Source organism: Neobacillus sp. PS3-34, from assembly GCF_030915465.1.
Taxonomy (GTDB): Bacteria; Bacillota; Bacilli; order Bacillales; family Cytobacillaceae; genus Neobacillus_A.
Map to the genome: position 1 here is coordinate 45,510 of NZ_CP133267.1, position 22,717 is coordinate 68,226.

Below are 22,717 nucleotides of genomic sequence, written 5' to 3' on the forward strand. Positions count from 1 at the left end.
AAGAGAACGGCTTAGCCATATTGTACTCCACTTTAATCTTTATCTTTTTGAATTTTATGGCTAACTTATTTTCTTTTTCTTCTTTTCTGTACCATGTGTTTTTTCATATTGGCGATACATTAACCATGCAACAACTGAGAAAATAACAGGTCCAGCCACACTCCAAATGGTTGTTTGCATCTCCCCTTCTAAAGCTGGCTGTACGATACTAAAGAAATTTGCAAGTCCAACTGTTAGAACAACAATCCATGTCCAAAAAATTGCACTCAATTGCGTTTTATATACGACAAACGGCTTATTAATTTCTACTTTTTTCTTAAAATACGGGAATGCAAGTGCTATAAATACATACGGTAATGTCATAGCCACGTTAGTCATCGAAACGAGTATGTTAAAGAATGTGGCCATTGTGCTTCCACCGAAAGCGATTAGTGCGATCATTAAACAAACAATTACAGCTTGAATCCACATCGCATTAACAGGCAGTCCATTCTTTGTTTCACCGATTTTTCCTGGCCACAATCTCTTAGGCGTTCCTTCAATCATCTGCTTTAATGGTGAAAACATCAAGGTAAAGAACGCACCAGACAGTGCTAAGAACATTGAAAGTCCAATGTATCTTGCAACCCCAAATCCCAAAGCCGTAGCTGTAGCATGGCTTGCACCAAAAGCGGTACCTAGTGAGTAGCCTAAATTGGCCATAACTATATAACTTGCGTTTCCAAGGTTAACATTCTCTATACCCATTACAGATGCCCAGTTTGTGAATATTCCAATTAAAAGTATTCCTAATGAATACCCTACAGAGATGATGGCTGCCGATAAAAGAATTCCTTTCGGAAACGTTTTTTCTGGATTTTCTGTTACATCCACTAAACCGCCTACTGCTTCAATTCCGCCATAAGCGAAGAGGGCATAAACTACAAACGCTAAAGAAGCAACCATATCACCTGCATATATAGGATTTGGTGTTTGAGTAAATGAATGTATCCCTGTAATCGGCTGCGCCAAATGTCCATGATTACCTATAAGTACTGCTATTGCACCAACCCAAAGAAAAACATTCAATAACAAGACTGCAGTTCCACCTAAAGAGGTTACTTTCTTAATCTTATCCAGACCCTTTGTTGATGTATAGGTTACTAAAAGAATCCATCCAATTCCTAAAACCCCCAGAACCTGAGGTCCTCGAAGATTAAATAATGTCCAGCTTTGTGTTGTATCTTCTCCAAAGATAGCATTTGACACCGGAACCCACATACCGGATGCGACATTAACCATCCAAGTTATATAAGAAAAATACCACATGAACGTTCCTATAAATGCGAATTTTGGCCGATGGATTTTTCCATCCATGAGTAGATACCACCCTTTTCTTCTTTAAAGGCGGATCCAAATTCAGCTACCATTAATGCAAAAGGAACAAAGAAGGTTATGGCTGAAAATATGTACCAAGGAATAGCGGCATAACCCATCTTATAAAATGATCTTGGAATGTTGTTGAATCCATAAACAGAAGTAAAAATCATTAATACCAGGGACACTAAAGTCAACTTTTTGATTGCGTTTGTGTTTGACACACATTTCCCCTCCTAATTATAGTTATCAAATACCTTCGACACTTAATGTTCACTGCGTTTCATCATTCTTCATCCTGCATATAAAAATAGAGAAGCATTACCGGCCATCCTAAGCATTTAATGAAACCGCTTTCTCTCCTTGCTTTTATTATATAAGATTTCCACTATAGCTACTTTAATCCACTGTTACAATCATATGAACAATTTAAAAGTCCAAACTGAGGAGAAGAGGTAATTCAAAAAAATAATTTGGATAGTTTCACCATCATTTAGGAGTGCAGAATCTCCTAAATGAATCCATTCTAATACTAGTCCTTCCCGAATTCCTTTAACTAGGGATAGCACACTTTAATTCAACAATGATTTTAGTTTTCCAGTTCTTCTCTTCTAACGTTGAAACAAGTCAACAAAAAAATCCCACTTATGACACGGTTCACCGTGACTAAATGAGATTAAGAATGATTATTCCAAACTTGAAATTTAGTTAATAATAGCTTTTCTTCATTATTATTTCATCTTAACGTTTATTTACCTTGTATCTCCATACACATACCTTTATATATTCAATACCAATCCTCCCTTCCCTCTCGATACACAACTTAGCATCGTTTGGTTTGAACATTGCTGTTCTTCTGATAGAAATGAGTCGAAGTGAACAATTTCACCCTCTACTACTTTTACTTCGCACGTCCCACAACCACCAACACGGCAGGAGAAAGGGATCTTGATTCCATTTTGAAGGAGTACGTCTAGTAGTGAAGAAGTCTCTGGAACCTCAAGCTGTTTGTCACTTCTTGTAAGTTTTACTTGGAACGCATGATGATCCTTCTTTGGCGGAGGTGCAAATCGTTCAAAATGAATATTAAAGGAAGGATACCCATATGTTTTAGCTGCTAATGTAAAATCTTGAATCATGGCCTCGGGACCACAAAAATAAACATGTGTACCTATTCGATGATTCAAAAGTTGAGTTGGCGATAACCGTTTTGAGCCTTCACCAGTTGAAAAATAGAAGTGACATTGATCAGGAAAGACCTTACGTATGTAGTCATAAAAAGCACACTGTTCTTTTGATTTTGCTGCATAATGAAGCTCAAACGAACGATTCTTATCAACCAACTCTCCCATCATGGATAAAATTGGCGTAATCCCAATCCCAGCTGCATAAAAGGCATGATGTTTCGCTTGAAAACTTAATGGAAAGTAATTTTTCGGATAGCTTACTGTTAAAACATCACCTACTTGAACATTTTGGTGCCAATAACGAGAGCCACCAGTTGAGAACTCTGCTAAACGGACAGCAATTTCAAACAGGCAATTCTCAGAACTTATGTTAAAAATAGAATAATGCCTTTCCAATGTACCTGAAGGGTGTGGCAAAAAGGTTGTAATATGAGAACCACCACTAAAGGACGGAAGCATAGAGCCATCAAGTGCTTGTAAGGTGAATCTTTTAATCGTGGAGGTCTCTTCCATAATATTTTTTACGCGGACTTCAAATAGTGAATTTCGATGCAAGCTAATGCTCCTCCAGTATTAAATAGATGAATAGCCAAGATAGGCCTCCAAACGACGTGAATAATGGGTGGAAACGTCTAGTTCTAGTCCACAATGCTTACAAGTAATGTGTAACTCATCATCGACATCATTGACACCATGACATTTACAACATATTAATTTCTTCCTTATAGATCCCAGGACATTCATTTTCATTTCATATTCCGAAAACCCTGCCCCAAAAGCTAGATTTTTCAATCGATTTACAAATTCCCACTTCCCAGATAAAAATAAATAAGTTCCCATTTTTTGCTGACTTAACCAAAGATCGAGGAAGGAATCGGATTCATTCTCTATTACGAGGAAATCAAATGGGACCTTTACTTCCATTGCTTGTTGAACGAGAAAGTATAGAGACTCTGCACCCTTTGAATCAGCACAAAATAAATATTTCCTTTTCCCCTTTTTAAATGAAAGCTCGCTTGGCACCTGACTCATCATACCTTTTTCAGTTCCTCTTCCAGATATTCAAGTACTTGTTTTCGATATAGAGAAATACCCTTGTATTCTGAAATAAAGTCAGGGAGTTCAGAAAGAATTGCATAAAATTGCTCTAGCCAAGGGGTATGTTGAATAAACCTTTTTAAAGGCAGCATGTGTGAATGAATGGTAAATAAAATACCATTGCTTTTTGGCAGACGAAATAGTTTTTGAACTTCTACCCTAAAATGTACGAGTTCTCCTGCATTTTCCTTTGATACTTGCTTACGAGCCTGCCCCCATTCTGAAAAGGTTTCAAGCGAGGTATCTAACCTGCTGCCAGCCATGAGTGACCAATTTTTTCTCCCCCAGGGTGTACCTGCTTCAATTCTCATTAGAAATTGCAGGATTCTATCATCTAGAAAATCAGACTGAAAGCCTAGAATGGGTGTATGGATTTCTTTAAAAGACATACCTAAGTCAAAATACAAAGACCAATTCGCTGGAAAACAAAGCTGTCCAGCATCTAAAAATAAATTGCCATCCCGTTGCATCATCAGTATTAAATCTTCTTGAACATGGCGGCCAATGAAATCTAAAGGCTCCAATTCAAGAGACGCACTATCACCAAATGTAAATGCAATCGTTTCTTTTGTCTGAACGTTTGAAAATACCCACTGTTCTTCTTTCTTTTCTAATTCAAATTTATCAGGATAATAAAAAACAAGATTATGTATTATGAGATCAACAATTTCCCACTGTGCATCCATTGTATGTGGTGTTGATTGATAACATCGTTCCGGATGATTTGTAAGCAGCTCTTTTTTCAGATTAATTTCATCTAAATAATGATCCGTCAGTTCTATTGCATTCGGCGGGTTTAATGGAATCGCGTTGTTTGAGTATCGATACACATTACTATCACTAAAAGGATAAGGAAAAGATAGTAGATCACGATTTGATTTCATAGATTCACCTTTTTCAGAATTTTTCATTTACTTATACTATACAAAAAAACAGTAATGAATTCATACTGAAAAAACCAATTTTCTTGTGAAACCTCTGTATTAACTAAACATTTCCCAGTTCTTCATCTTAGAGCCTTTTAAAAACTTAGAAACCATAAAAAAAAACGTACCAATCATACGGTACGTTTATTTTTATTTTTTATATTTAAGGAAAGTCTTACACTAAGTATGCTCCCAACGCTACCATAGCGTTCTTTAATGCATGTTCATATGCTCTATCTTTACCTATAACTAAGCGGAAATCAGCCACATCTCGAACAGTTGAACGTCCCTCTACTTCATAACCATTTTCAAAGATTAGAAGGCAAATAGTTGATTTATCGCTCATACGGTGAAATTTTTTCTCAACAATCATTTCCTCTAACTTAATTCGTCTTTCATCCTTAATCCCAACAGTTCTAGAATAGGGGATTACTATATGGTCATAGATATGGTTATTCTTACAAGTTACTATTAGAATTTTTTCTCCTTTATGGTCTACATTATTAATCTCTCCGCATTTTGGACAAATACTTTCTATAGACATTTTTTCTTCTCTCCCTTTAAGTTAATTTATTTTCTTTTTAATACTTCTTTTTCCTCAGAATTCATTAACACTTCTATTAAAATAAAAAGACCACTAAGTTTACTTAGTGATCTTTAATCGCACTAAAAGTAAACCTCCTCTCTAAACGCTTACGAGGTTAGCTGTTGGATTGGCCTAAAGAGTAGCCCTACCTTCAAAAAGGATTCACCCCAAGTACAAATGTACAAAAAATTGGGTCCCCCGCTCCTAGTGGATTAAGCGATATAAGGTTGCTTTGATAAAATTTTTAATTTTCTGATGATAAATATATTCCTTTCAATGTGAATTGTAAATAGGAAAATAAAAAAAATTTCCTTCCTCAACAACGCTGCCCCGCTTGTCAAAAATGAAAAAAGGATCGCCGCAGCAACCCTTCTATACCTGAAGCAATTATCACGATTATTTTGCGGAAAGGGCAAGCTACCCATATTCACTCTAGAAATCGGGTTTGGTACCGATTACAACAGTAGCGTCCAGTTCGTCGTCATTTTCCACCAGTGTAGTTAGCCCGTTTCGAGCAAAGATCTCAACGGTTTGCAACGCCTGCCGCTCGCTAGTCTCGACCAGTAGATGTCCGCCTGGTGCCAGCCAAAGTGGCGCATCAATAGCCACTCGTCTCTGGAAGTCCAGCCCATCCGCCCCCCGTCGAGCGCCAGTGGAGCCTCATATATGCGGGCCTCCTGGGGTAACAGTTCGATTGCCTCTGTAGGTACGTAGGGTGCGTTTGCGACCAGAATGTCGACACGACCACGCAGTTGGATTGGAAGTGGATCGTAGAGGTCACCTTCGTACACGTGAGCGAAGAAGGAAGTAAGATTGCGGCGGGCACACATCACTGAGACTGGATCGATGTCAATTGCATACAACTCGATTGGTCCCAGAGCTCTGGCAATCGCGGCACCCACCGCGCCCGTTCCGCAGCACAGGTCAACAACAATGGCTCCTTGCTTGCCGAAAGCTGCAGCCTGGCGGACGAGAAATTCGGTGCGGCGGCGAGGAACGAAGACTCCAGGGTCAACCGATATCCGGATACCACAGAAATCCGCCCAACCCAGGACGTGTTCGAGGGGAAAACCGTCTGCTCGTCGATCCACCATGGCGGCTAGGGCGTCAGGCGTCCATGCCTCTGAGATAAGCAACCGCGTCTCCTCTTCTGCATATACACAACCGGCGGTCCGAAGCCTGGTGATTATACGTTTTTCTATATCATCATCCATGAAAAAATTATTTTTCTTCCCTATTTATATCACCTCTCTAGATACCTTGTTATCCTTGGTAATTCGTTAAAAATTGGAGAATTCCTTCCTTAACTCTTTGTTTGCCAACCATGCAGCGCACCTATCCTATGGCCGCATACTCTTGCTTTGTTGAAGAAGTTTAGATTTCCCTGTTTTTTCCCATTCTTCCACCGTTTCAAAGGCCTTTTCAGGAGAATATCCTTTCCCTACAAGAACGCCCATTAATATAAATTCTTGAAGGACATGCGTGGAATTAATTCCTCTTTTTAAATCCTTTAAGCCTTCATTTACCAAAAATTCTGTGTAACGTATCCACTCATCTGGCGTCTTTTCTAGAGTATCTGCGTTTTCATTAATACTACCGGCATAAATTTCTGTATTAATAAAATTATATAAATCTGCATGTTTGAGTTCATCTGTTAGAATTCCAAATACGATGTCTCTGTAATATCGATAGGGCAGTCCTTGTCGAATAACACGATACTTTTCCATCGCTTTTAATTCACCAAACATGGCATTTTTAATACCTTCCTTAAATGTTGCAGGTGGCTTAAATTCTTCTTCCTTCTTTAAAACAACATCATGCCCTGTTAAATTTTTATACATTTCCTTAAATAGTTTATTATGTCGTATTTCATCGTTCCTGATGGATGTAATGATTTCTTTATGTTCTTTTGTCGGTGCTTTTGTAATTAAATAATCATAAAAAATCTGGTCTTCTTTTTCCCCTTGCACAGCCTCTGCTATCAATTGCAAAGACTGTTGAAATGCTTGTTGATCATACATTTGATTATTGTACGTGTCCCTTGTATACACAAAATCCCCCCTGCCATCTTTACCTCATCATTAGCCTATGAGAAACGGAAGAAAATGTGCCCATATCTGTTTTTAGTTAAGAGTAACCAAGTCTTTATTACTTTTTATCAAGTCTACAATTTCTCTCTTGATTACTTTGATTGGAACATTAGTTGAACATCAAAAAAGTGCATTACTCCTTCTTGAAGCAATGCACCGGTTAATACAAAAATAGTTAATTCTGTTTAAGATAATAAGCCATTACTATATCATCACTATACGAACCATCTTCATATTTAATTTGATTTATTTGTCTTCCTTCCTCTAAAAACCCCATACGCTCATAAACTTTAATCGCCCTATCATTAATAGAAACTACACCTAAGCAAATTTTTTCTACGTTTTCCTGTTTTTTTGCCCAATCTAATAGGAACGTAATGAGCTTCGTCCCGATTCCTTGATTGCAAAATTCCTCGCTTATGGCCATACTCATTGACCCAGCATGTTGTAATCGTTGCTGTTCATAACGATTGAATACTAAATAGCCGACAACTTTACGATCCACTTCATAAACAATAAAAAGATTACCGTTCTCAATGTTTTTCCGTATTTTATCTGCTTCTTTTTCTACATTGGTTGATATATTATTTGAAACAAAAAATTTTGTAGTATTTTCTGATAAAATAATACTATTTCGAATATCAATAATCGCTTCAGCATCTACTTCCATAGCTGACCTGATCACAAAAAACACCTCTAATCTTTTACCCTCTTAAGCCTTTAGCACAAATTGTATAATTAACACTTACAAATCATTAGATGATTTCCATCAGGGTCACTAAAATTAAAATAGTGATCATGTTCAATTTCAGTTAATAAATGAACATTCTTTTCCTTCATATACTGATATGCTTCTTCAATATTTTCTGTATTGAAATGAAATAAGGGGGTTTTTACGATATTTTCTTCTGAATAAATCTTACTATCTAATACAATTCCCGTACCATTCATTGGTATGACATAAAGATGACCGAAAAGGATTTCTACATCTGCTCGTAAACCTAAAATGTCACAATACCAATCTCGAGCTTGTTCTATGTTGCTAACTGGAATAAAGACCGTTCCGATTTGATTTAATATAGGGCTATTCAAAAAACCACCTCCAAAATAATTTTCATAGTACCCTTATCTATTACATTCGCTTTTTTATTTACCTTTCCTGCAAAGTCAGCACAATAAGAAAAGATGACTAAATGGATAATCCATACCTAAATTCTTCTATATAGTTGCGTTTTGTTTCATATACTCAATCGTCTGCCTTAGACCTTCACGATATGATGTACGTGGAATTGGCCTTATCAGCTTTTCGTACTTTTCTCCATCTAGCACAACTGGTTCTTCATTCAAGTAAAACATTTCTACCACTTCACGCATCTGACGATTAAACAGGCCCATAAATCGAATCATATTCTTTGAAACAGTGGATACCCCTTTTTGATACCCCGTTATTTCTCTGATCGTTTTAATCATTTCTTCTCCAGTAATGATGCCATATCCGGGTATATTCCAATTTTGTCCATACGCCTTCTCCTGAAGGGACAAACTAACAATGGCCTTCGCACCGTCTAGGGTATAGATAAATTCCCTGGGAATGCATTGATTTCCCACATAGCTTGCCTTTTTATCTTTCACTACATTTAAAAGGGTATAATTTAGAATCGTATTTTCTGCATTAGGTCCATAAAAATCAGGGAAATGTGCAATTAGAGCAGGAACCTTTGATTCCTTGACCAAGTTTTCCACTTGAAGGCGAATATTTCCTTTTTTCGTATGCGGATTTTTCTCAGTTTTTTCACTCGCTTTTTCCCCTAAACTTCGTCCGTAGGCATATATATTATCCACGATAGCCAGCTTGGTAGAATGCTTCTCAGAGGTTTGTAGAATATTAGACATCATGATGGGGAGTTTCTCTTTCCAATCTATATAAGGAATGTTTGAAGATTGAAAAATAATGTCAACGCCATTAGCCGCCCTGTCTAAATCCTCTAAGCGAAATACATCTCCTGTACAGATAGTGATATTGGCATCGTCCGCAAAAAGTCTCTCTAATTTTTCACGAGTGCGTGCGAACGCTGTCACCATTATTCCTCTACTCGATAATTCCTTTACAATGGAATATCCCATACCACCTGAAGCACCTAATACTAATGCTTTTTGCATAGCTCGTTCCTCCTTTTTAATTAACCATTGGTCAATTTAATCCAAAAAAATTAATCGATCAATTTAATCAAAAAATTCGCATGCGAATCAGCCAGATCCTTTACTTCCTCATAGGTAGTAACATGGCGGCAATAATGTGTGACAAATCCATGCAGTGATAAAAAAATGCTGTATATATCCTGAAGAGAAATTTTTTTATCACATATAGCGAAAATACTTTGTGCAAATTTCTCATAGCTTTTGTTAGGACCTTGATTGATAAAATTTCGAACTTCTTCATCCTTTATCAGGAACATGATTTCATAATGGCTTTGGTGTGTAAGGCCAAATTCTATGAACCTTAAAAAGATGTTCTTTAGTTTTGCCTTATTTTCGATGCCCTGCTGCATCACTTCATCCAATATTTGATCCAGCATGGAGAAATGGTCTTCCACTAATGCATAAAACAACTCAGCTTTATTTTTAAAATGATAATAAAGGGCACCATGACTATAATCTAATTCTTTTGCTATTTGTCGCATCGATACATGCTGATAGCCTTTTTTCACAAAAAGATCTCTTGCGGCTTCCATAATCATTTCTCTTGTTAGTTCTTTTAGTACGGTTTTTCGTGGTGACATGATTTCCTCCTTATTGACCACTGTTCAATTTAAAGTATATTTCAAATATTTTCCATTGTCAAATAAAAAATAATCATCACTTATAGATTGCCAGAAAGGATAAAACTATACATAAAACGGCTAAAATAAAAAAAAGCACAGAAGTTACACGACTCCTTCTCATCTTAAAACCATAAGCAACAAAAAATATTGCCGCAGCTAATTTGGAACCGCTTTGATAATAGGCATGATTCGAAAAAGATGAACTGCTAAAAATAATAGAAATAAGCAAAGTTGTAAGGATTAGTATTTTAAACCACATTGGCTCTCTTAGGAATTGTTTAAGCATAAATTTTATCCGCTGCATAACCGTTTAACCCCCTTCAAGTACTTCTTATTAACATATGGTGTGTTAATCAAAAGTATCACTTACCTTTACACGGTACTTGAGTAAGCTGTTAAAATTCAGGTATATAGAAAAGCAATCCGATTTGCACCGATTGCTTTTAACCTTTAAGAAGCGCTATAAAGTCCTCCAGCTTCTCCATCGATATCAAGTTTTCATTGCATTTTTGGCTATCCTGGCAAATATAGTTTCCTCTCCGAATGAATGTACCCATGGCAGCACCTTTCGTTTCAGACATAAATAAACCAACTTGCCCTTGCTTGCTGCAAAGAGTACATATCCCCTTTTTACTTGCAGGGCTAAACGATCCGTGCAGACCTATGAAATCATTTTCTCGAAGGGCAATGATATACTTTTTATTCGTTCCTTTGTCATTCCAGCCAAGATACGAAATTTCCTTCAAATCGATATCATCAATGGATGGCAGCTTCAACTTCTTTGCTTTTGGAAAAAGTTTTTTCACCGTCTGCTCTGTCACTTTTTTAAAAGGAATGATAAATGGCCTTAAAGCTGCCAAATATTCTTCCGCCTTCACATGGTCCTCCACCTCGCTAATCGGCTCGATTAACAGTTTTTGTTCCACATTTATAGTAAAAAAAAGGTTGGAGACCTTATCACTTACCAATGATTTTAGTGCGCTGAGCACATTCCTGTCATTTACGCTAGCATGCCCATTTATGAGAATTTGCGTTTGTGTTTTAATAAACTGATACTGGTCTGCTCGTATAAAAGGTTCCATTTTTAACTCCTCCAATCTCTCCCTATTACTTTAAACGGTCGGATCCGCTCTTAATAGGCATAAAATAATTCTAACTAAACTATACACAAAAAGCACTGAGAGCATCAGTGCTTTGAATAGACTATTTTTTTAATCGTTTCAATCGAAAGGAAGTAATCATCTGCCAATTCATGTATGGCTCTTCCATCTTCAAAAGCATTCCTGATGGCGACATTCCGGCTGTCAATTAACCTTCTGCCCCCGGACTTGGCTCCCCATTTTGCACGAGTGGATTCAGGTTTGGGGATGTAAATCGTTTCTCCCTGGACATACTTTTGAATTTCCATTATCAGTTTTTCCGGTAATACTGCACTTGCTTTCATGTATTTCATTTCAGCCAGCCCCTTATTTATTTTTTGAAAATAAGGTGCAAAGCCTAGTAAAGAATTGGCGATATGATTAGCTTACATTAAACCCCATGCAAAGTATCGCCTTTCCGATAGCAGGCTTTGCATGAGTGGCAGAAGTATTAGGCAAAAGAAACTGAATTGCCATTTGATTGCCTCCTTTGTGTACCATAAATATCCTTAAACACACTTTATTATAAAATAAAGCTGTTTATTTTGCATGTATTTTCTTGGCGCTTGGAAGCCCAAACATTTCTCATTATATGTTTACATCCACTAATTCAAACCGCTCACAAACTACCAGCATATCCTCAGTAAATTCAAACCTCAATTTACTTAACTCTCCAGTAAAAAACCTAACGTGAGCTTCTTTCCAAAATTGGTACGTTCTATCCCCTTCACCTTCCACAATAGCAAACTCTTCTGGAACTTCATTCATAGGCATTATTTTAATATCTACTGTTTTAATAATAGCTACAGGCAAATCCTTGCTGTTTAAGATAATGCTATAATCACCAACGGAAGGTAATGGTTCGTTTTCCACTTCATAAAAAATTAATCCAGAGCAAGTGGCTGTTTTTACACCCTCTATTACTAATTGAGCTAAATGGTCAGGATCAGCTCCAAATTGCCACGAACTTACCGACATTGGTCTTTCTAGCCCTCGACTTTCCCAAAACTCATTCCAATATATTTGCGCTGCTTGATTCATATTTTGGCTCCTTTGCCATTTCAAATAATCTACAACCCGCTTAAAAGGTAAGAAATAATATCTTGATTCGTACTTTGCAGAGAGTCTGGCATATCATCACGAATTGATTGCAGTGCAAAATAACGAGTATCATCAGTTTCTTGAAATAATTGATAGCGCAATATGCTTTTTTCACTTCCTAGTTTACTTATGATCTGTTCAAAATATTGTCCCTGATCCATCATATCCACTGAACCTAAGTGAAAAGTCCCTTTTAGATGATTTTCAATAATGAACCGCAGTTGTTTTGCTAACTGAACATCCAAAAGATTATTACATACTAGATTGCTGAACACATCTATCATTTTATTGTTTTTAATGCTTTCTTTGATTAAGTTCCATCTTGGAGAATTCTTACCCCAGATCGCCGGGATTCGAATAATGATCGCTCGCTCATCTAAAATTTCTTTTAGCATGTTTTCACATTCAATTTTGAACTTCCCATAATCTGATTCGGAAATAGGAATATCTGATTCTGTGTGTGGTTTTGTAAAGTCACCGTCAAATACATTTGTGGTAGAAAAGAAATACAAACGACTATTACTATTTCGTAATTCCATTGCCAATTCTTTATGAAACTTGAGCTGGTGATCAAAGTCTCCTCTTAGGCATGAAATCACAATGTCGGGTATAATTGAACGTGTAATTTCCAGCAGCTTTTCGATTTCCTGAACTTCTAATTGGAACTGTTTTTCAACTGGGAGACCTGTTAACGAAGAGGAATATGTTCCATATATATCAAATCCATCTTTCAATTCATCGATTAAGGCTTTCCCAACAAGCCCGCTTGCACCAAGAATAAGCACCTTATCCATCGCCATTCTCCCCATTCTCCAACTAAATTTATTAAAAACCGATCCCTGTACTGTAAGTTCAACAAAAAAGAGCACTTATCCTTCTTGGAGAAATGCTCTTGGTAGTTGCTACATTTTTCAGTTGATAGAAGAATATTTTCTGCTGAGATTAAATACTTATTTAAGAAACGAGCCTAAATTTAACAAAGTCCTTTAAGTGAAGTACAATATGTGCTTTTGAAAGGTGTGTTTTAAATAGTGATTCTGTTCGCTAAAATTATTGTGACTCTGGGATTTTTATTTGCAGGATTTTCATTTCTATTTAATCAGTTCAATTCAAGGTCTTCATCTAAGAAGGTGGCATTTAATCTTTTAGTTCTTATTTGTTCAATTCCACTTATATATGCTGTTTATACAGATAAGGTGGAAAATACTGCATTTATAAAGCTAGATATTGGACTGGCGTATAATCTTACCTGGGTAATCACAATTCTTGTATTACTTCTGGCATTCTTAATCATTTTGGTAAATAAAAGAAACTAGTTTTAAGTTTTATACGATGGAATTATGATATTTGGAAGTAAGGTGATCATCATCTTTATAAAAATAGTGGCTATTTTAATCGGCAGCCTATTAATTGGGACTGGAATCAATGGGTTTTTAGTTCCGCATCATTTATTAGATGGTGGAATTGTTGGACTTGCCCTTATTCTCCATTATCATTACGAATTTCAAGTCGGTATATGTATGATTTTGCTAAGTACCCCACTTTGTATATTTGCATGGTTCCTGAACCGGAATTTATTATATACAAGTTTGCAAGGTTTGCTGGTTTCTTCCTTTTCAATTGATTGGTTAGCACCAATCCAAACCTATTTTCCACTCCCTATTTTAATTAGTTCTTTATTAGGTGGGGCAATTATTGGTGTGGGTATTGGATTAATGCTTCGATATGAAACAAGCACAGGTGGAACAGATTTATTAGCCTATATCATATCTCGAGCGTCAACAATAAATATTGGGATCATGATATTTCTCCTTGATGGATTGGTAGCCATAATAGGTTACAATGCACTTGGGCTTAAAAGCTTTCTCTATTCAGCATTAACCATATTAGTAGTGGGATTCATTGCATCAAGATTTACTGTTAACGAATATAGGAGGACTTCTTTTCTTTGGAGAGGCTACCCCTTTTTATAAAAACAATTATTTTCCCCTCCACTTTTTCCGGTGTAACTTACTTAACCACATGGAGTTTCGTTATTCATAAAGCGGGTAATATAAAATTAAGATAATAATCTGGATCTTATTTTATATTTAGTGGGGATAGCATGCGTGGCTATCACGGTATTAGGCGTAGGTGGAGCCTATACTATGTGAAAGATTATATAAATCACTATTTAAATAGAGTAGTGGTTTTTCTTATGGGATTTTTTAAAAGGAAGGCTCTGTTAACGAACATTGTGGATTTTATTCTTTCTTTGTGCAGGATACAAACACAATCTCTTATCTCTCTTCATGTATATATTGTGTTATAGGGATAGGAGGTTTTATAAGTATGATAATAAAAAGCATTAGAAAAATGTTCTGTTATTTGTTTAAATTTAGACAAAAAAGAAAATGTCCAGAACAAATAACCCAATGTGAAGGTTTGCAAGGTCAAGAAGTAAGAAGACTGATTGCAAGGAATAATTATGATCCTATAACTAATTTATCTTATATTTACACTCAAGAAAACTTAACGTATGAAACAGCAAGTAATTTCTGTCAGGGATTATTTTTCTACAAACTAGCCACTTTAAGTGAATTAAATCAACTTGCTCACATGTTTACTTATGTTGATGAGGATGGCAATCCACAAAATTGCCCTACGTTAGTTTGGAGTAGGAAAGCGAATGGGAAACCTGTTATCGTCCGGATTGCGCCATGTAGCGGTGACAGAATTGAACTTATAAGGAGATTTGACTTAGGGAAATGCAAAGTTCAAGGAATTTGTGTCTCACTAAAAGGTAACTGAGCTGAAGATGAAATACACGAAAGGACCTCCAACGGGCACTTTTTTGTGTCAATTATCAACACTTAAATAAAGAGCAATACCTTTTTACACGGTATCACTCTATCTATTTACTATAAATATTCATACTCATAAAATCCTGCTTTCTCATTCCTTACTAACGATTCCTTCCTGTTTTAGGTTTGATGGTTCTCCAGCTTCCTCTTTCACTTCCATTAAATACGAGCCTAATTCTTGCCTCAACTGTTCTTCTGACTTCTCCTCGTACTTAATAAAAACACCCCCTCGTTGTTAATTCTTATTTTAAAAATCCATAAAAAGTATCTGCCACTTTTAACACTTATAGTATCTATACCTGTACTAAGACACATTAAACGGTATTAACTGAATTTTTCTTTGTTAATATTTAACATTCATGCCTTCTTGATGAACGTTACCTTTTAACTTTCCTATTTAAATTATCCTTCCACCCTTTTCGTATTCTCCAAAATCCTGGACTAAATAAAATATTTCCATTCGGGAATAGTAAAACTAACTATTTGGCATTAGGAGGATATACGATTGGGAACTAATGAAAATACATTATCCATTTTCGCCTTAGGCGGCATCAATGAAATCGGTAAAAATATGTATGTGATTCAATATGCTGATGATATCGTGATTATCGATTGTGGCGGCAAATTTCCTGATGAAAGCTTGCTAGGCATTGATTTGATTATCCCTGATATTACCTACTTGGAAGAAAATCAGGATAAAATCCGCGCTTTAATTGTGACACATGGGCATGAGGACCATATCGGAGGAATTCCTTACTTTTTAAAGAAATTAAATGTCCCTATTTATGCTACTCGTTTTACGCTTGGTTTAATCGAACTAAAATTAGAAGAACATCGCCTTACAAGGGATACGAAATTAGTGACGATCAACTCGGATTCAAAGATTGAGTTGGGCGAAATAAGTGTATCCTTTTTCAAGGTAAGCCATAGTATCCCAGATTGCCTAGGAATCGTTTTCCATACACCTGAAGGAAATGTCGTACATACAGGAGACTTCAAATTCGATTTAACTCCTCCTAATGGCGAGTATTCGGATATTCATAAAATGGCTGAAATCGGTAATCAAGGTGTCATCGTATTAATTTCTGAAAGTACCAATGCTGAACGTACTGGTCTAACACCATCTGAACGGATGATCGGAGACCATATGTACGAGGCTTTTGTAAAAGCTGAAGGAAAAATCTTTATCTCCACCTTTGCATCCAATGTAAATCGGGTTCAGCAGGTGGTTGATGCTGCGATAAAAACGAACCGGAAGCTGGCCTTGCTTGGGCGAAGTATGATCAATGTTGTTGGAGTTGCAATGGAACGAGGCTATATAAATATTCCTGATGGAATGCTGATTGATGGACGTGAAGTAGATAAATTTGATCCAGAAAAGGTGGCGGTCCTTTGTACGGGCAGCCAGGGAGAGCCAATGGCAGCTCTTTCTCGGCTGTCCAGCGGTAATTATCGGGATGTAGCGATTTACCCTGGAGATACTGTCATCTTGGCAGCATCTCCAATACCAGGAAATGAAAAGGATGTTTCTCGTATCATTGACAACATGTTCCGCCTCGGCGCCAACGTCATATATGGCTCGGGAAGCACAACCGGAATGCATGTTTCCGGCCATGGCTATCAAGAAGACTTAAAGCTCATGCTTACTTTAATGAAGCCGACGTATTTTATTCCAATTCACGGAGAATATCGAATGCTGCACCATCACCAGCTGTTAGCTGAATCCGTTGGAGTGGAAAATGGAAATACCTTCATTATTAAAAATGGGGATGTAGTCGATGTTGAAAATTCGGTTGCCCGCCAGACTCGAAGTATACCGTCCGGAGATACGTATGTTGACGGAATGGGTGTGGGTGAGGTCGGAGAAATCGTATTGCGTGACCGCAGACAGCTTTCTGAGGATGGAATGCTTGTCATTGTCCTGACATTAAGTAAAACCGACCGAAGGATTATTCAAGGACCAGATTCGATAAGCCGAGGATTCGTTTTTGTAAAGGATAACGAAGACCTCTTAAGAGAGATCAACCGCCTTGTAAAGAAAACCGTTAATGACCTGCAAGCGGAGAATATCCGCCAGTGGAATGTCATTAAACAAAACATAAAAAAGTCTATCGGACAATATCTTTTCACCAAAACAAAGCGCAAACCAATGATACTTCCTATTATTATTGAAATTTAATCAGTCTGTTAGAGGCCATACAAATTCCGCTTTGATGCCGCCTATCTCAATTCCTTGTAGTCAAAGAATTGAGATAGACGGCAGAATAACGCTGTGTGCAGATTTTCGTATAAAGTGCCTATTTAAATTCATTCACAATAACCCTTCTCTTTGCCATTTCTTTAGCAAAATATATCGCTGAACTCCCCTGATCATTGCAACGGCTGCTTGTGCGTGGGTAACTGCTTCATTCATCCGGTTCTCTTTTACCAGTACTTCAGCTGTCAAAGCCTCTCGCATCCACGGCTTTGGGTTTTGCTCAATAAGAATACGAGCTTTTTTCAGGTCACCCATTATGATAGCCCTTGCCGCTTCGTAATAAAGGGTAAAAGTTGTTTTTCGCATTTTCCTTAACAGCTTTTCCATTTCTTCAGGGCGTTCGTAAAAATCGCCTGTATTAATTGGTATTGCTTTCTGTTATAGAAGTGGGTAAGACTTTTATTGGTTTTATTTACTGCTTCATCTACCTCTTTTGCAGAACCATTCGCTACGCCGTAAGAAAGCTGGTAAAAGGGATTTCGTTTATTCTTCAGCAAAAATTTTTCAATCTTTTCGATATCCCCGCTTCCCCATAGCAATCGAACACTAGGATAAGCTAAGAAGTAGAATACGGTAAGAAAATTCAATGTGGAAATCATGGGCATTGGTAGATCGAAGAACCCTCCGAGGAATGAAAATAATATTACGGCAAGAAAAGCATAAACAAGAGTTAATATCTTCACGCTTTTTTTCTCCTTCATCTATGGTGTCATTTCATTCTATCATGGAACATGAGCAATTTACATTTGATTGTCAGGTCTGTAGTAGTTTTCAACTGAGCCTATGAAAATAGCAAAAAATTAAGGGATAAATAAGATACCTACAAAAGAACATTTAGGTTGTTTCCACTAATTGGATATAATAAAATAATAGTAACTACTTAGGTAGTCGGTATGAAATAAGAAGGTTTTTCCTTTCTCAGTAACCAGAGTAAACGTAGTAACAAGAGTAACCAGGGAAATTAAAATAAGCGGAGATTTTCCGGTTACATGCAAAATGGAGCTCATTTCGGGGGAAATAAGCGGAGGTTTTCCGGTTATGCAAAGAAAAGTACCCCATTTTCGCAGTTTTTAAGTAAATAGGCGGAATTTCTCCGTCTATTTAAGCTGTTTTCAATCAAATTTAATGATTAGGCGGAAATTTTCCGTCTATTTATCAGGCCGGATGTTTAACCTAATCTCCCAACAAATAAGAACGGATCCTGATGGTCATAGTTGCAAAATTAACATCTTATTTAAAGGCTCAAACCACTTTTGGTGTGGGCTCTTTTTTCTGGTACCTAAGTAGTTACAAATAATAAAGAGAGAATCAGGAGGTGTTAATGGTGCTTAAAATAGCAAAGATGAAAAGCTTTTCATTTCTTTTTGGCTTAATCGCTTTAATCATCATTGTTTGCGATATATTAGGAATTGGGCTAGCCAATTTGATATTGAATATCAATCCAATCTTAAGATGGCTGTTTCTTCATCATTACCATACCTTGATTGTCAACGAAGAATTACAGTTAAAAGAACCAAGCAGTTTTTTAATTCATTATAATTTTGTGGGATATTTAATCCATTTTATCTGCTTTCTCTTGTTTGGAATGTTAATTGATTTGATATATAGTAAATTACTATTTTCAAAAGTATCCAGAACATAAACAGGTATAATAATCTTATTTTTTTAGCAGTAACGAAAAAATTAGTTATTATTGAAAAAGTACATATTTCCTGCCTGTTAGTGACATAAAGAAAGCAGCTGCCCTTTAAAGGCAGCTGCAATGAAATTTTATTTTCTTAAATCAACTTTATCTTGTTTTACATTATTAATATCTTCTTTAATTTCTTCTCTGATATCCTCTGCTAATCCTTCAGTTGCTTTTTTAAACTCTCTAATGGATTTCCCAACCGCTCGACCAATTTCCGGAAGCTTATTTGGACCAAAAACAACAAGTGCTACAATCAAGATTAATATTACCCAGGCCCACCAATATTTGAAAACATTTTTTCATCTCCTAGCGCTGTTTCCTACTTTATTCAATGTTAAATATAATTTTCCCGTCAAAATTAAATCTTTCATTTGTATTTTAATTTTTAATCTTCATTTAGTAAACAAAAAAAAGGAATACTTCACTTTTTTACTTTTATTTTCTCGGGTATAGTCGTCCAGAACTTTGGGTCTTCTAAGCCGAGCCGCCAAATCCCAATTCCCCGTAAGTTATATTTTTCTACAAGGTCTAGCTTAAACCGCAGACTATAGCTATTCTCAAACCAAGCCTGGTGGGTATGATGTTTTTTATCTACGTAACTAAAATGAGGTGTTTGCGAACGGGAGTCCCATATAACTTTTGCTTTATATTTTGTTTTCTGATCCATTAACTGTGGATAGGAGCTGTACGAGGCTTTGTTTGTTGTTGTATCCCAGTCCCATCCATAACCAGCGATACCGAGTAAAATTTTTGATGATGGTACTCCATGTTTTAAAGCATAACGAATCGTTGCTTCAGTCCAATTGACTGATGCTGATGACCCTGGTGCTGTTCTTGGGTTGTGCTCATCGTATGTCATAATCATTAACCGATTTGAATATCGACCAAGCTTTTCGTAATCAAACCACGGTGACCAGGGATTAGCACGGGAATCACCTGTGTTTGCCGGGACTGAAACCGTAACTACTTTTCCATCACGATTTAGTGTATCAGCCAATTTTTTTATCATCAGACTAAAGGAATCTCGGTCAGTCAAATACAAATTTTCCATGTCAATATTAATACCATCATATTTAAACTGTTTCATTTCATTCCGTAAGTTCTGAATGAAAACAATGCGATTTTTATCGTTATCGAGTACATTACTCGCTACCTGCTTTCCCTTCTCCACGGTTTCATAAAAGAGATTATGTACAACCATATATACCTTCAGGTGTTTTTTATGAGCACTCTGAATAACTTGTCTCTTATGGTCTGCTGTAACGGCAGCTATCAGACTGCCTGGCCGTTTATCATCAAGCTTATACCAAAATGGTGCAATAATGCTCAAATTGGCGAATTGCGAGTTCACTGTAGGTTGCGACCCTGGATACGTTCCTTCCTGTTCTGTGTAGAAACCTAAAACTTCACGACGAGTTTTTTTCTTTTTGTATTCCTCTTTTCTTTGTAACTGACTACAGGATGACATTAGTAATAATGCCATGATTAAAAAAATGATGGTGAATGACCAATAACCATTTTTCGACATAATGCACCTTCTTCTAAATTGTATATTTCTTAAGTTGATAAGAAAGGTTGTAACTTATTCACGAATTAACTTTCCCCATTAAAGGGTCTCAGGAAAAAGACCTCCAGAAGTTAATTTAAGTAGTTCGTTTTTAAAGTACAAAACCGCATTTAGAAGGCAAAATCGAAACAGAAATAGCAACCGAATTATCAATGTAAATAACATTACAAATAGCAAAAAAAAGCTCAGAGCGAAAAATCTCTGAGCGTTTTTTTAATAATGCCTTATTTAATTTAAGCATCCGTGCACTCTTACAGAACAGGATGGGAAGATTAATCATTTGGAGTAACTATTAGGACTTACACTAGTTTCTTATGAGGGCTTTGAAGAAAATAAAAAAATTGTGTGGGATATTTTTTACCAACTATAAGCACCAGGACATTCTACCGGTTCATAATAACAATGCTGTTTATATTGCCCTGCAGCTGGTTGATCGTACCATGTTGGTGGACATGGAGCATGAGGATTAAAATACCATAAGGAATGTTTAGCTGGATAATTCCTCCAGTAATCCAAAGTTTGTTTTGCTAATCTTTTCTCTGAACTTCTCGGAGCTTGGTAAAACACATTACCCTTTTGAACAGCTTCAAAAGAATAATTTCCTCCTTGTACTTGATAAATTACTTGTGGAATTGTCCTTAGTCCTTTAAAGTCTAGACAATCTGCTCTTAGACGATTAACTATTACATTCCCTACAAGCAACATTCCCATTTTTCCTTCACCTTCGGCTTCTGCTCTCATCATCCTTGCCATCAGACCAACATCTTTTGATCTATATTTTGCTCTTGGCATCCTTTTCACCTCCGATTTAAATGTATGATTAAAAGCCTACATTATGTTTAAAGGGTTCTGTTTTAAGTACTAAATGTTAATCTACGGGAGAAATCACAAATGAATTAGCAAGCAAATTAACAATACAGAAAAAAGCTCAATGCCTTATGCTTGAGCTTTTTTCTGTATATCAGCTTATTGAACTAAAGCACCTCTTACTTCAAGAAGAAACTCTGTTCAGAAATACACCAGTTGAACAAGGGATATATAGTTCTACTCAACCTCTTTACATGCCCAAGCATCAATTTCAACTTTAAAAGCAGGTGCAGCCAAAGCAACTACATAAACCATTGTTGTACACGGAAAGTGTTCACCAAGAAAATCACTTATAATTTTTCTTCTTTGTTTAGCTTCAAACTCACCTACTAAATAAAATACCAACTTAGTTAAATCATTAACTTTCATTTCAGCAGCTTCAAGGTTTCTCTTCACATTTTCTAATGCTAATTTCATTTGTTCTAAAGGATTTTCCGGTAATGTACCATCTATATCCATACCTAATTGTCCTGATAAAGTTAACCATCTATTAGTACCTGTTATTTCGATTTGATGTACATATGGAGCAACTGGAGTATGAATAGTGTCTGGGTTTCTTGAAATTTTCATAAAAAATCCAACCTTTACTATGTAATAAGAAAAATATACTATATTTTACCATTATATTGACCAATTGTTTGTAACGAAATCCCTCTGTTGTTCAAGAATATGTCAACAGATAAGAATACTTCTGAGATAAATCAAAACTGATCCCAGTATTATTATTTCAACTAATTTAGTATATTTCCTTCTTCAACTTACCCGTTAGCACAGTAAAAAAAGCTGCCTGAAAGACAGCTTCGATTTTTCGCTAAAAACCCCTTTTATAAGGACAAGGTATTTTATCCTCCTCCTCCAATGTATTTATTATCTCCCATTATATAGTTTGAACTATCCCCTGGCTTAGCGTTTGGATTGGTTGTTAAATGTGGATTATTATTATTTTTCTTACGTCTCCAGTCTATTAATAAAGCAAATCCTAAAATCAAAAGAACAAAAATAATTAAAATGCCTATCATCGAGATCACACTCCCTATTATTTCCATTATATCACAAAATGCAATTAATTTGAACATTCAGTTAATAATGAACATGGGACGATGAAACGAGTGAAAAGACTCTTCTGGAGAAGGAAAAAAGCAGCCATTGGCTGCTTTTATTGTTTGACCAGTTTCGAAGGGTTGTTGA

General features: G+C 36.4%; 24 protein-coding genes, 2 pseudogenes and 1 riboswitch. Of the genes and pseudogenes, 4 read left to right on the top strand and 22 right to left on the bottom strand.

The window, feature by feature from the left end; all coding sequences use genetic code 11:
• Nucleotides 1-60 precede the first annotated feature (60 nt).
• The 15 genes and pseudogenes from yjeM to RCG23_RS00275 form a co-directional block, all read right to left on the bottom strand.
• A pseudogene (gene yjeM, locus RCG23_RS00200) lies at nucleotides 61-1,529 on the bottom strand (glutamate/gamma-aminobutyrate family transporter YjeM).
• A gap of 606 nt (nucleotides 1,530-2,135) precedes the next feature.
• Nucleotides 2,136-3,098 carry a PDR/VanB family oxidoreductase gene (locus RCG23_RS00210; RefSeq protein ID WP_308178062.1) on the bottom strand — a complete coding sequence of 321 codons (963 nt, stop codon included), beginning with the start codon at nucleotides 3,096-3,098 and terminating at the stop codon, nucleotides 2,136-2,138.
• Between the two features lie 18 nt (nucleotides 3,099-3,116).
• Complete coding sequence (locus RCG23_RS00215; RefSeq protein WP_308178063.1) at nucleotides 3,117-3,578, bottom strand: dimethylamine monooxygenase subunit DmmA family protein; 462 nt, start codon at nucleotides 3,576-3,578, stop codon at nucleotides 3,117-3,119.
• A complete protein-coding gene (locus RCG23_RS00220; protein ID WP_308178064.1) occupies nucleotides 3,575-4,552 on the bottom strand; it encodes a heme-dependent oxidative N-demethylase family protein in 978 nt (325 codons plus the stop codon). Before RCG23_RS00220 ends, RCG23_RS00215 begins: the two co-directional genes overlap by 4 nt.
• Nucleotides 4,553-4,742: 190 nt before the next feature.
• Entirely contained in the window at nucleotides 4,743-5,111 is a 369-nt protein-coding gene (locus tag RCG23_RS00225; RefSeq protein ID WP_308178065.1) for a Gp49 family protein, read from the bottom strand.
• Between the two features lie 132 nt (nucleotides 5,112-5,243).
• Nucleotides 5,244-5,382: riboswitch (cyclic di-AMP (ydaO/yuaA leader) on the bottom strand.
• A gap of 203 nt (nucleotides 5,383-5,585) precedes the next feature.
• A pseudogene (locus RCG23_RS00230) lies at nucleotides 5,586-6,367 on the bottom strand (putative protein N(5)-glutamine methyltransferase).
• Between the two features lie 126 nt (nucleotides 6,368-6,493).
• Complete coding sequence (locus RCG23_RS00235) at nucleotides 6,494-7,174, bottom strand: ferritin-like domain-containing protein (RefSeq protein ID WP_308178066.1); 681 nt, start codon at nucleotides 7,172-7,174, stop codon at nucleotides 6,494-6,496.
• Between the two features lie 244 nt (nucleotides 7,175-7,418).
• Nucleotides 7,419-7,928 carry a GNAT family N-acetyltransferase gene (locus RCG23_RS00240; RefSeq protein WP_308178067.1) on the bottom strand — a complete coding sequence of 170 codons (510 nt, stop codon included), beginning with the start codon at nucleotides 7,926-7,928 and terminating at the stop codon, nucleotides 7,419-7,421.
• A 53-nt stretch (nucleotides 7,929-7,981) separates the two neighbouring features.
• Nucleotides 7,982-8,335 (bottom strand): VOC family protein, encoded by a 354-nt coding sequence (locus RCG23_RS00245; protein WP_308178068.1) that lies wholly within the window; start codon nucleotides 8,333-8,335, stop codon nucleotides 7,982-7,984.
• 126 nt (nucleotides 8,336-8,461) lie between these two features.
• Complete coding sequence (locus RCG23_RS00250) at nucleotides 8,462-9,403, bottom strand: SDR family NAD(P)-dependent oxidoreductase (RefSeq protein WP_308178069.1); 942 nt, start codon at nucleotides 9,401-9,403, stop codon at nucleotides 8,462-8,464.
• Between the two features lie 50 nt (nucleotides 9,404-9,453).
• Nucleotides 9,454-10,023, bottom strand: a complete 570-nt coding sequence (locus tag RCG23_RS00255; RefSeq protein ID WP_308178070.1) for a TetR/AcrR family transcriptional regulator — start codon at nucleotides 10,021-10,023, stop codon at nucleotides 9,454-9,456.
• A 485-nt stretch (nucleotides 10,024-10,508) separates the two neighbouring features.
• A complete protein-coding gene (locus RCG23_RS00260) occupies nucleotides 10,509-11,147 on the bottom strand; it encodes a FusB/FusC family EF-G-binding protein (RefSeq protein ID WP_308178071.1) in 639 nt (212 codons plus the stop codon).
• Nucleotides 11,148-11,251: 104 nt separating this feature from the next.
• Nucleotides 11,252-11,518 carry a CD3324 family protein gene (locus tag RCG23_RS00265; protein WP_308178072.1) on the bottom strand — a complete coding sequence of 89 codons (267 nt, stop codon included), beginning with the start codon at nucleotides 11,516-11,518 and terminating at the stop codon, nucleotides 11,252-11,254.
• A gap of 274 nt (nucleotides 11,519-11,792) precedes the next feature.
• Nucleotides 11,793-12,245, bottom strand: a complete 453-nt coding sequence (locus RCG23_RS00270) for an ASCH domain-containing protein (RefSeq protein ID WP_308178073.1) — start codon at nucleotides 12,243-12,245, stop codon at nucleotides 11,793-11,795.
• Nucleotides 12,246-12,274: 29 nt separating this feature from the next.
• Nucleotides 12,275-13,105 (bottom strand): sugar nucleotide-binding protein, encoded by an 831-nt coding sequence (locus RCG23_RS00275; protein WP_308178074.1) that lies wholly within the window; start codon nucleotides 13,103-13,105, stop codon nucleotides 12,275-12,277.
• A 567-nt stretch (nucleotides 13,106-13,672) separates the two neighbouring features.
• Here RCG23_RS00275 and RCG23_RS00280 point away from each other — a divergent pair.
• The 3 genes from RCG23_RS00280 (at nucleotide 13,673) to RCG23_RS00290 (ending at nucleotide 17,327) form a co-directional block, all read left to right on the top strand.
• Nucleotides 13,673-14,278, top strand: a complete 606-nt coding sequence (locus tag RCG23_RS00280; RefSeq protein WP_374049831.1) for a YitT family protein — start codon at nucleotides 13,673-13,675, stop codon at nucleotides 14,276-14,278.
• Between the two features lie 358 nt (nucleotides 14,279-14,636).
• Entirely contained in the window at nucleotides 14,637-15,095 is a 459-nt protein-coding gene (locus RCG23_RS00285; RefSeq protein ID WP_308178076.1) for a hypothetical protein, read from the top strand.
• 558 nt (nucleotides 15,096-15,653) lie between these two features.
• Nucleotides 15,654-17,327, top strand: coding sequence for a ribonuclease J (locus RCG23_RS00290; protein WP_308178077.1), 1,674 nt, complete (start codon nucleotides 15,654-15,656; stop codon nucleotides 17,325-17,327).
• Between the two features lie 132 nt (nucleotides 17,328-17,459).
• On the opposite strand, the gene RCG23_RS00295 is transcribed toward RCG23_RS00290, so the two are convergent.
• Nucleotides 17,460-17,711 (bottom strand): hypothetical protein, encoded by a 252-nt coding sequence (locus tag RCG23_RS00295; protein WP_308178078.1) that lies wholly within the window; start codon nucleotides 17,709-17,711, stop codon nucleotides 17,460-17,462.
• Between the two features lie 5 nt (nucleotides 17,712-17,716).
• Entirely contained in the window at nucleotides 17,717-18,088 is a 372-nt protein-coding gene (locus RCG23_RS00300) for a hypothetical protein (protein WP_308178079.1), read from the bottom strand.
• Nucleotides 18,089-18,726: 638 nt separating this feature from the next.
• On the opposite strand from RCG23_RS00300, the gene RCG23_RS00305 reads away from it, so the two are divergent.
• Nucleotides 18,727-19,047: a hypothetical protein gene (locus RCG23_RS00305; protein WP_308178080.1), complete on the top strand. Its 321-nt coding sequence runs from the start codon at nucleotides 18,727-18,729 to the stop codon at nucleotides 19,045-19,047.
• 128 nt (nucleotides 19,048-19,175) lie between these two features.
• On the opposite strand, the gene tatA is transcribed toward RCG23_RS00305, so the two are convergent.
• The 5 genes from tatA to RCG23_RS00330 all read right to left on the bottom strand — a co-directional run bounded on the left by tatA (nucleotide 19,176) and on the right by RCG23_RS00330 (nucleotide 22,548).
• Nucleotides 19,176-19,352: a twin-arginine translocase TatA/TatE family subunit gene (gene tatA, locus RCG23_RS00310; RefSeq protein ID WP_308178081.1), complete on the bottom strand. Its 177-nt coding sequence runs from the start codon at nucleotides 19,350-19,352 to the stop codon at nucleotides 19,176-19,178.
• Between the two features lie 164 nt (nucleotides 19,353-19,516).
• Nucleotides 19,517-20,623, bottom strand: coding sequence for a glycosyl hydrolase family 18 protein (locus tag RCG23_RS00315; RefSeq protein WP_308178082.1), 1,107 nt, complete (start codon nucleotides 20,621-20,623; stop codon nucleotides 19,517-19,519).
• A gap of 396 nt (nucleotides 20,624-21,019) precedes the next feature.
• Nucleotides 21,020-21,454: a cell wall hydrolase gene (locus tag RCG23_RS00320; protein WP_308178083.1), complete on the bottom strand. Its 435-nt coding sequence runs from the start codon at nucleotides 21,452-21,454 to the stop codon at nucleotides 21,020-21,022.
• Between the two features lie 252 nt (nucleotides 21,455-21,706).
• Nucleotides 21,707-22,099 (bottom strand): RidA family protein, encoded by a 393-nt coding sequence (locus tag RCG23_RS00325; RefSeq protein ID WP_308178084.1) that lies wholly within the window; start codon nucleotides 22,097-22,099, stop codon nucleotides 21,707-21,709.
• A 272-nt stretch (nucleotides 22,100-22,371) separates the two neighbouring features.
• Nucleotides 22,372-22,548, bottom strand: a complete 177-nt coding sequence (locus RCG23_RS00330) for a hypothetical protein (protein WP_308178085.1) — start codon at nucleotides 22,546-22,548, stop codon at nucleotides 22,372-22,374.
• Nucleotides 22,549-22,717: the final 169 nt, after the last annotated feature.

What these genes read in the sequence shown, in the direction of transcription:
- RCG23_RS00250 (WP_308178069.1), bottom strand. Translation starts at nt 9,403, where the DNA reads ATGCAAAAAGCATTAGTATTAGGTGCTTCAGGTGGTATGGGATATTCC.
- RCG23_RS00260 (WP_308178071.1), bottom strand. Translation starts at nt 11,147, where the DNA reads ATGGAACCTTTTATACGAGCAGACCAGTATCAGTTTATTAAAACACAA.
- RCG23_RS00215 (WP_308178063.1), bottom strand. Translation starts at nt 3,578, where the DNA reads ATGATGAGTCAGGTGCCAAGCGAGCTTTCATTTAAAAAGGGGAAAAGG.
- RCG23_RS00235 (WP_308178066.1), bottom strand. Translation starts at nt 7,174, where the DNA reads ATGTATGATCAACAAGCATTTCAACAGTCTTTGCAATTGATAGCAGAG.
- RCG23_RS00275 (WP_308178074.1), bottom strand. Translation starts at nt 13,105, where the DNA reads ATGGCGATGGATAAGGTGCTTATTCTTGGTGCAAGCGGGCTTGTTGGG.
- RCG23_RS00265 (WP_308178072.1), bottom strand. Translation starts at nt 11,518, where the DNA reads ATGAAATACATGAAAGCAAGTGCAGTATTACCGGAAAAACTGATAATG.
- RCG23_RS00270 (WP_308178073.1), bottom strand. Translation starts at nt 12,245, where the DNA reads ATGAATCAAGCAGCGCAAATATATTGGAATGAGTTTTGGGAAAGTCGA.
- RCG23_RS00220 (WP_308178064.1), bottom strand. Translation starts at nt 4,552, where the DNA reads ATGAAAAATTCTGAAAAAGGTGAATCTATGAAATCAAATCGTGATCTA.
- RCG23_RS00285 (WP_308178076.1), top strand. Translation starts at nt 14,637, where the DNA reads ATGATAATAAAAAGCATTAGAAAAATGTTCTGTTATTTGTTTAAATTT.
- RCG23_RS00255 (WP_308178070.1), bottom strand. Translation starts at nt 10,023, where the DNA reads ATGTCACCACGAAAAACCGTACTAAAAGAACTAACAAGAGAAATGATT.
- RCG23_RS00315 (WP_308178082.1), bottom strand. Translation starts at nt 20,623, where the DNA reads ATGTCGAAAAATGGTTATTGGTCATTCACCATCATTTTTTTAATCATG.
- RCG23_RS00225 (WP_308178065.1), bottom strand. Translation starts at nt 5,111, where the DNA reads ATGTCTATAGAAAGTATTTGTCCAAAATGCGGAGAGATTAATAATGTA.
- RCG23_RS00330 (WP_308178085.1), bottom strand. Translation starts at nt 22,548, where the DNA reads ATGATAGGCATTTTAATTATTTTTGTTCTTTTGATTTTAGGATTTGCT.
- RCG23_RS00325 (WP_308178084.1), bottom strand. Translation starts at nt 22,099, where the DNA reads ATGAAAATTTCAAGAAACCCAGACACTATTCATACTCCAGTTGCTCCA.
- RCG23_RS00295 (WP_308178078.1), bottom strand. Translation starts at nt 17,711, where the DNA reads ATGCGAAAAACAACTTTTACCCTTTATTACGAAGCGGCAAGGGCTATC.
- RCG23_RS00320 (WP_308178083.1), bottom strand. Translation starts at nt 21,454, where the DNA reads ATGCCAAGAGCAAAATATAGATCAAAAGATGTTGGTCTGATGGCAAGG.
- RCG23_RS00305 (WP_308178080.1), top strand. Translation starts at nt 18,727, where the DNA reads ATGGTGCTTAAAATAGCAAAGATGAAAAGCTTTTCATTTCTTTTTGGC.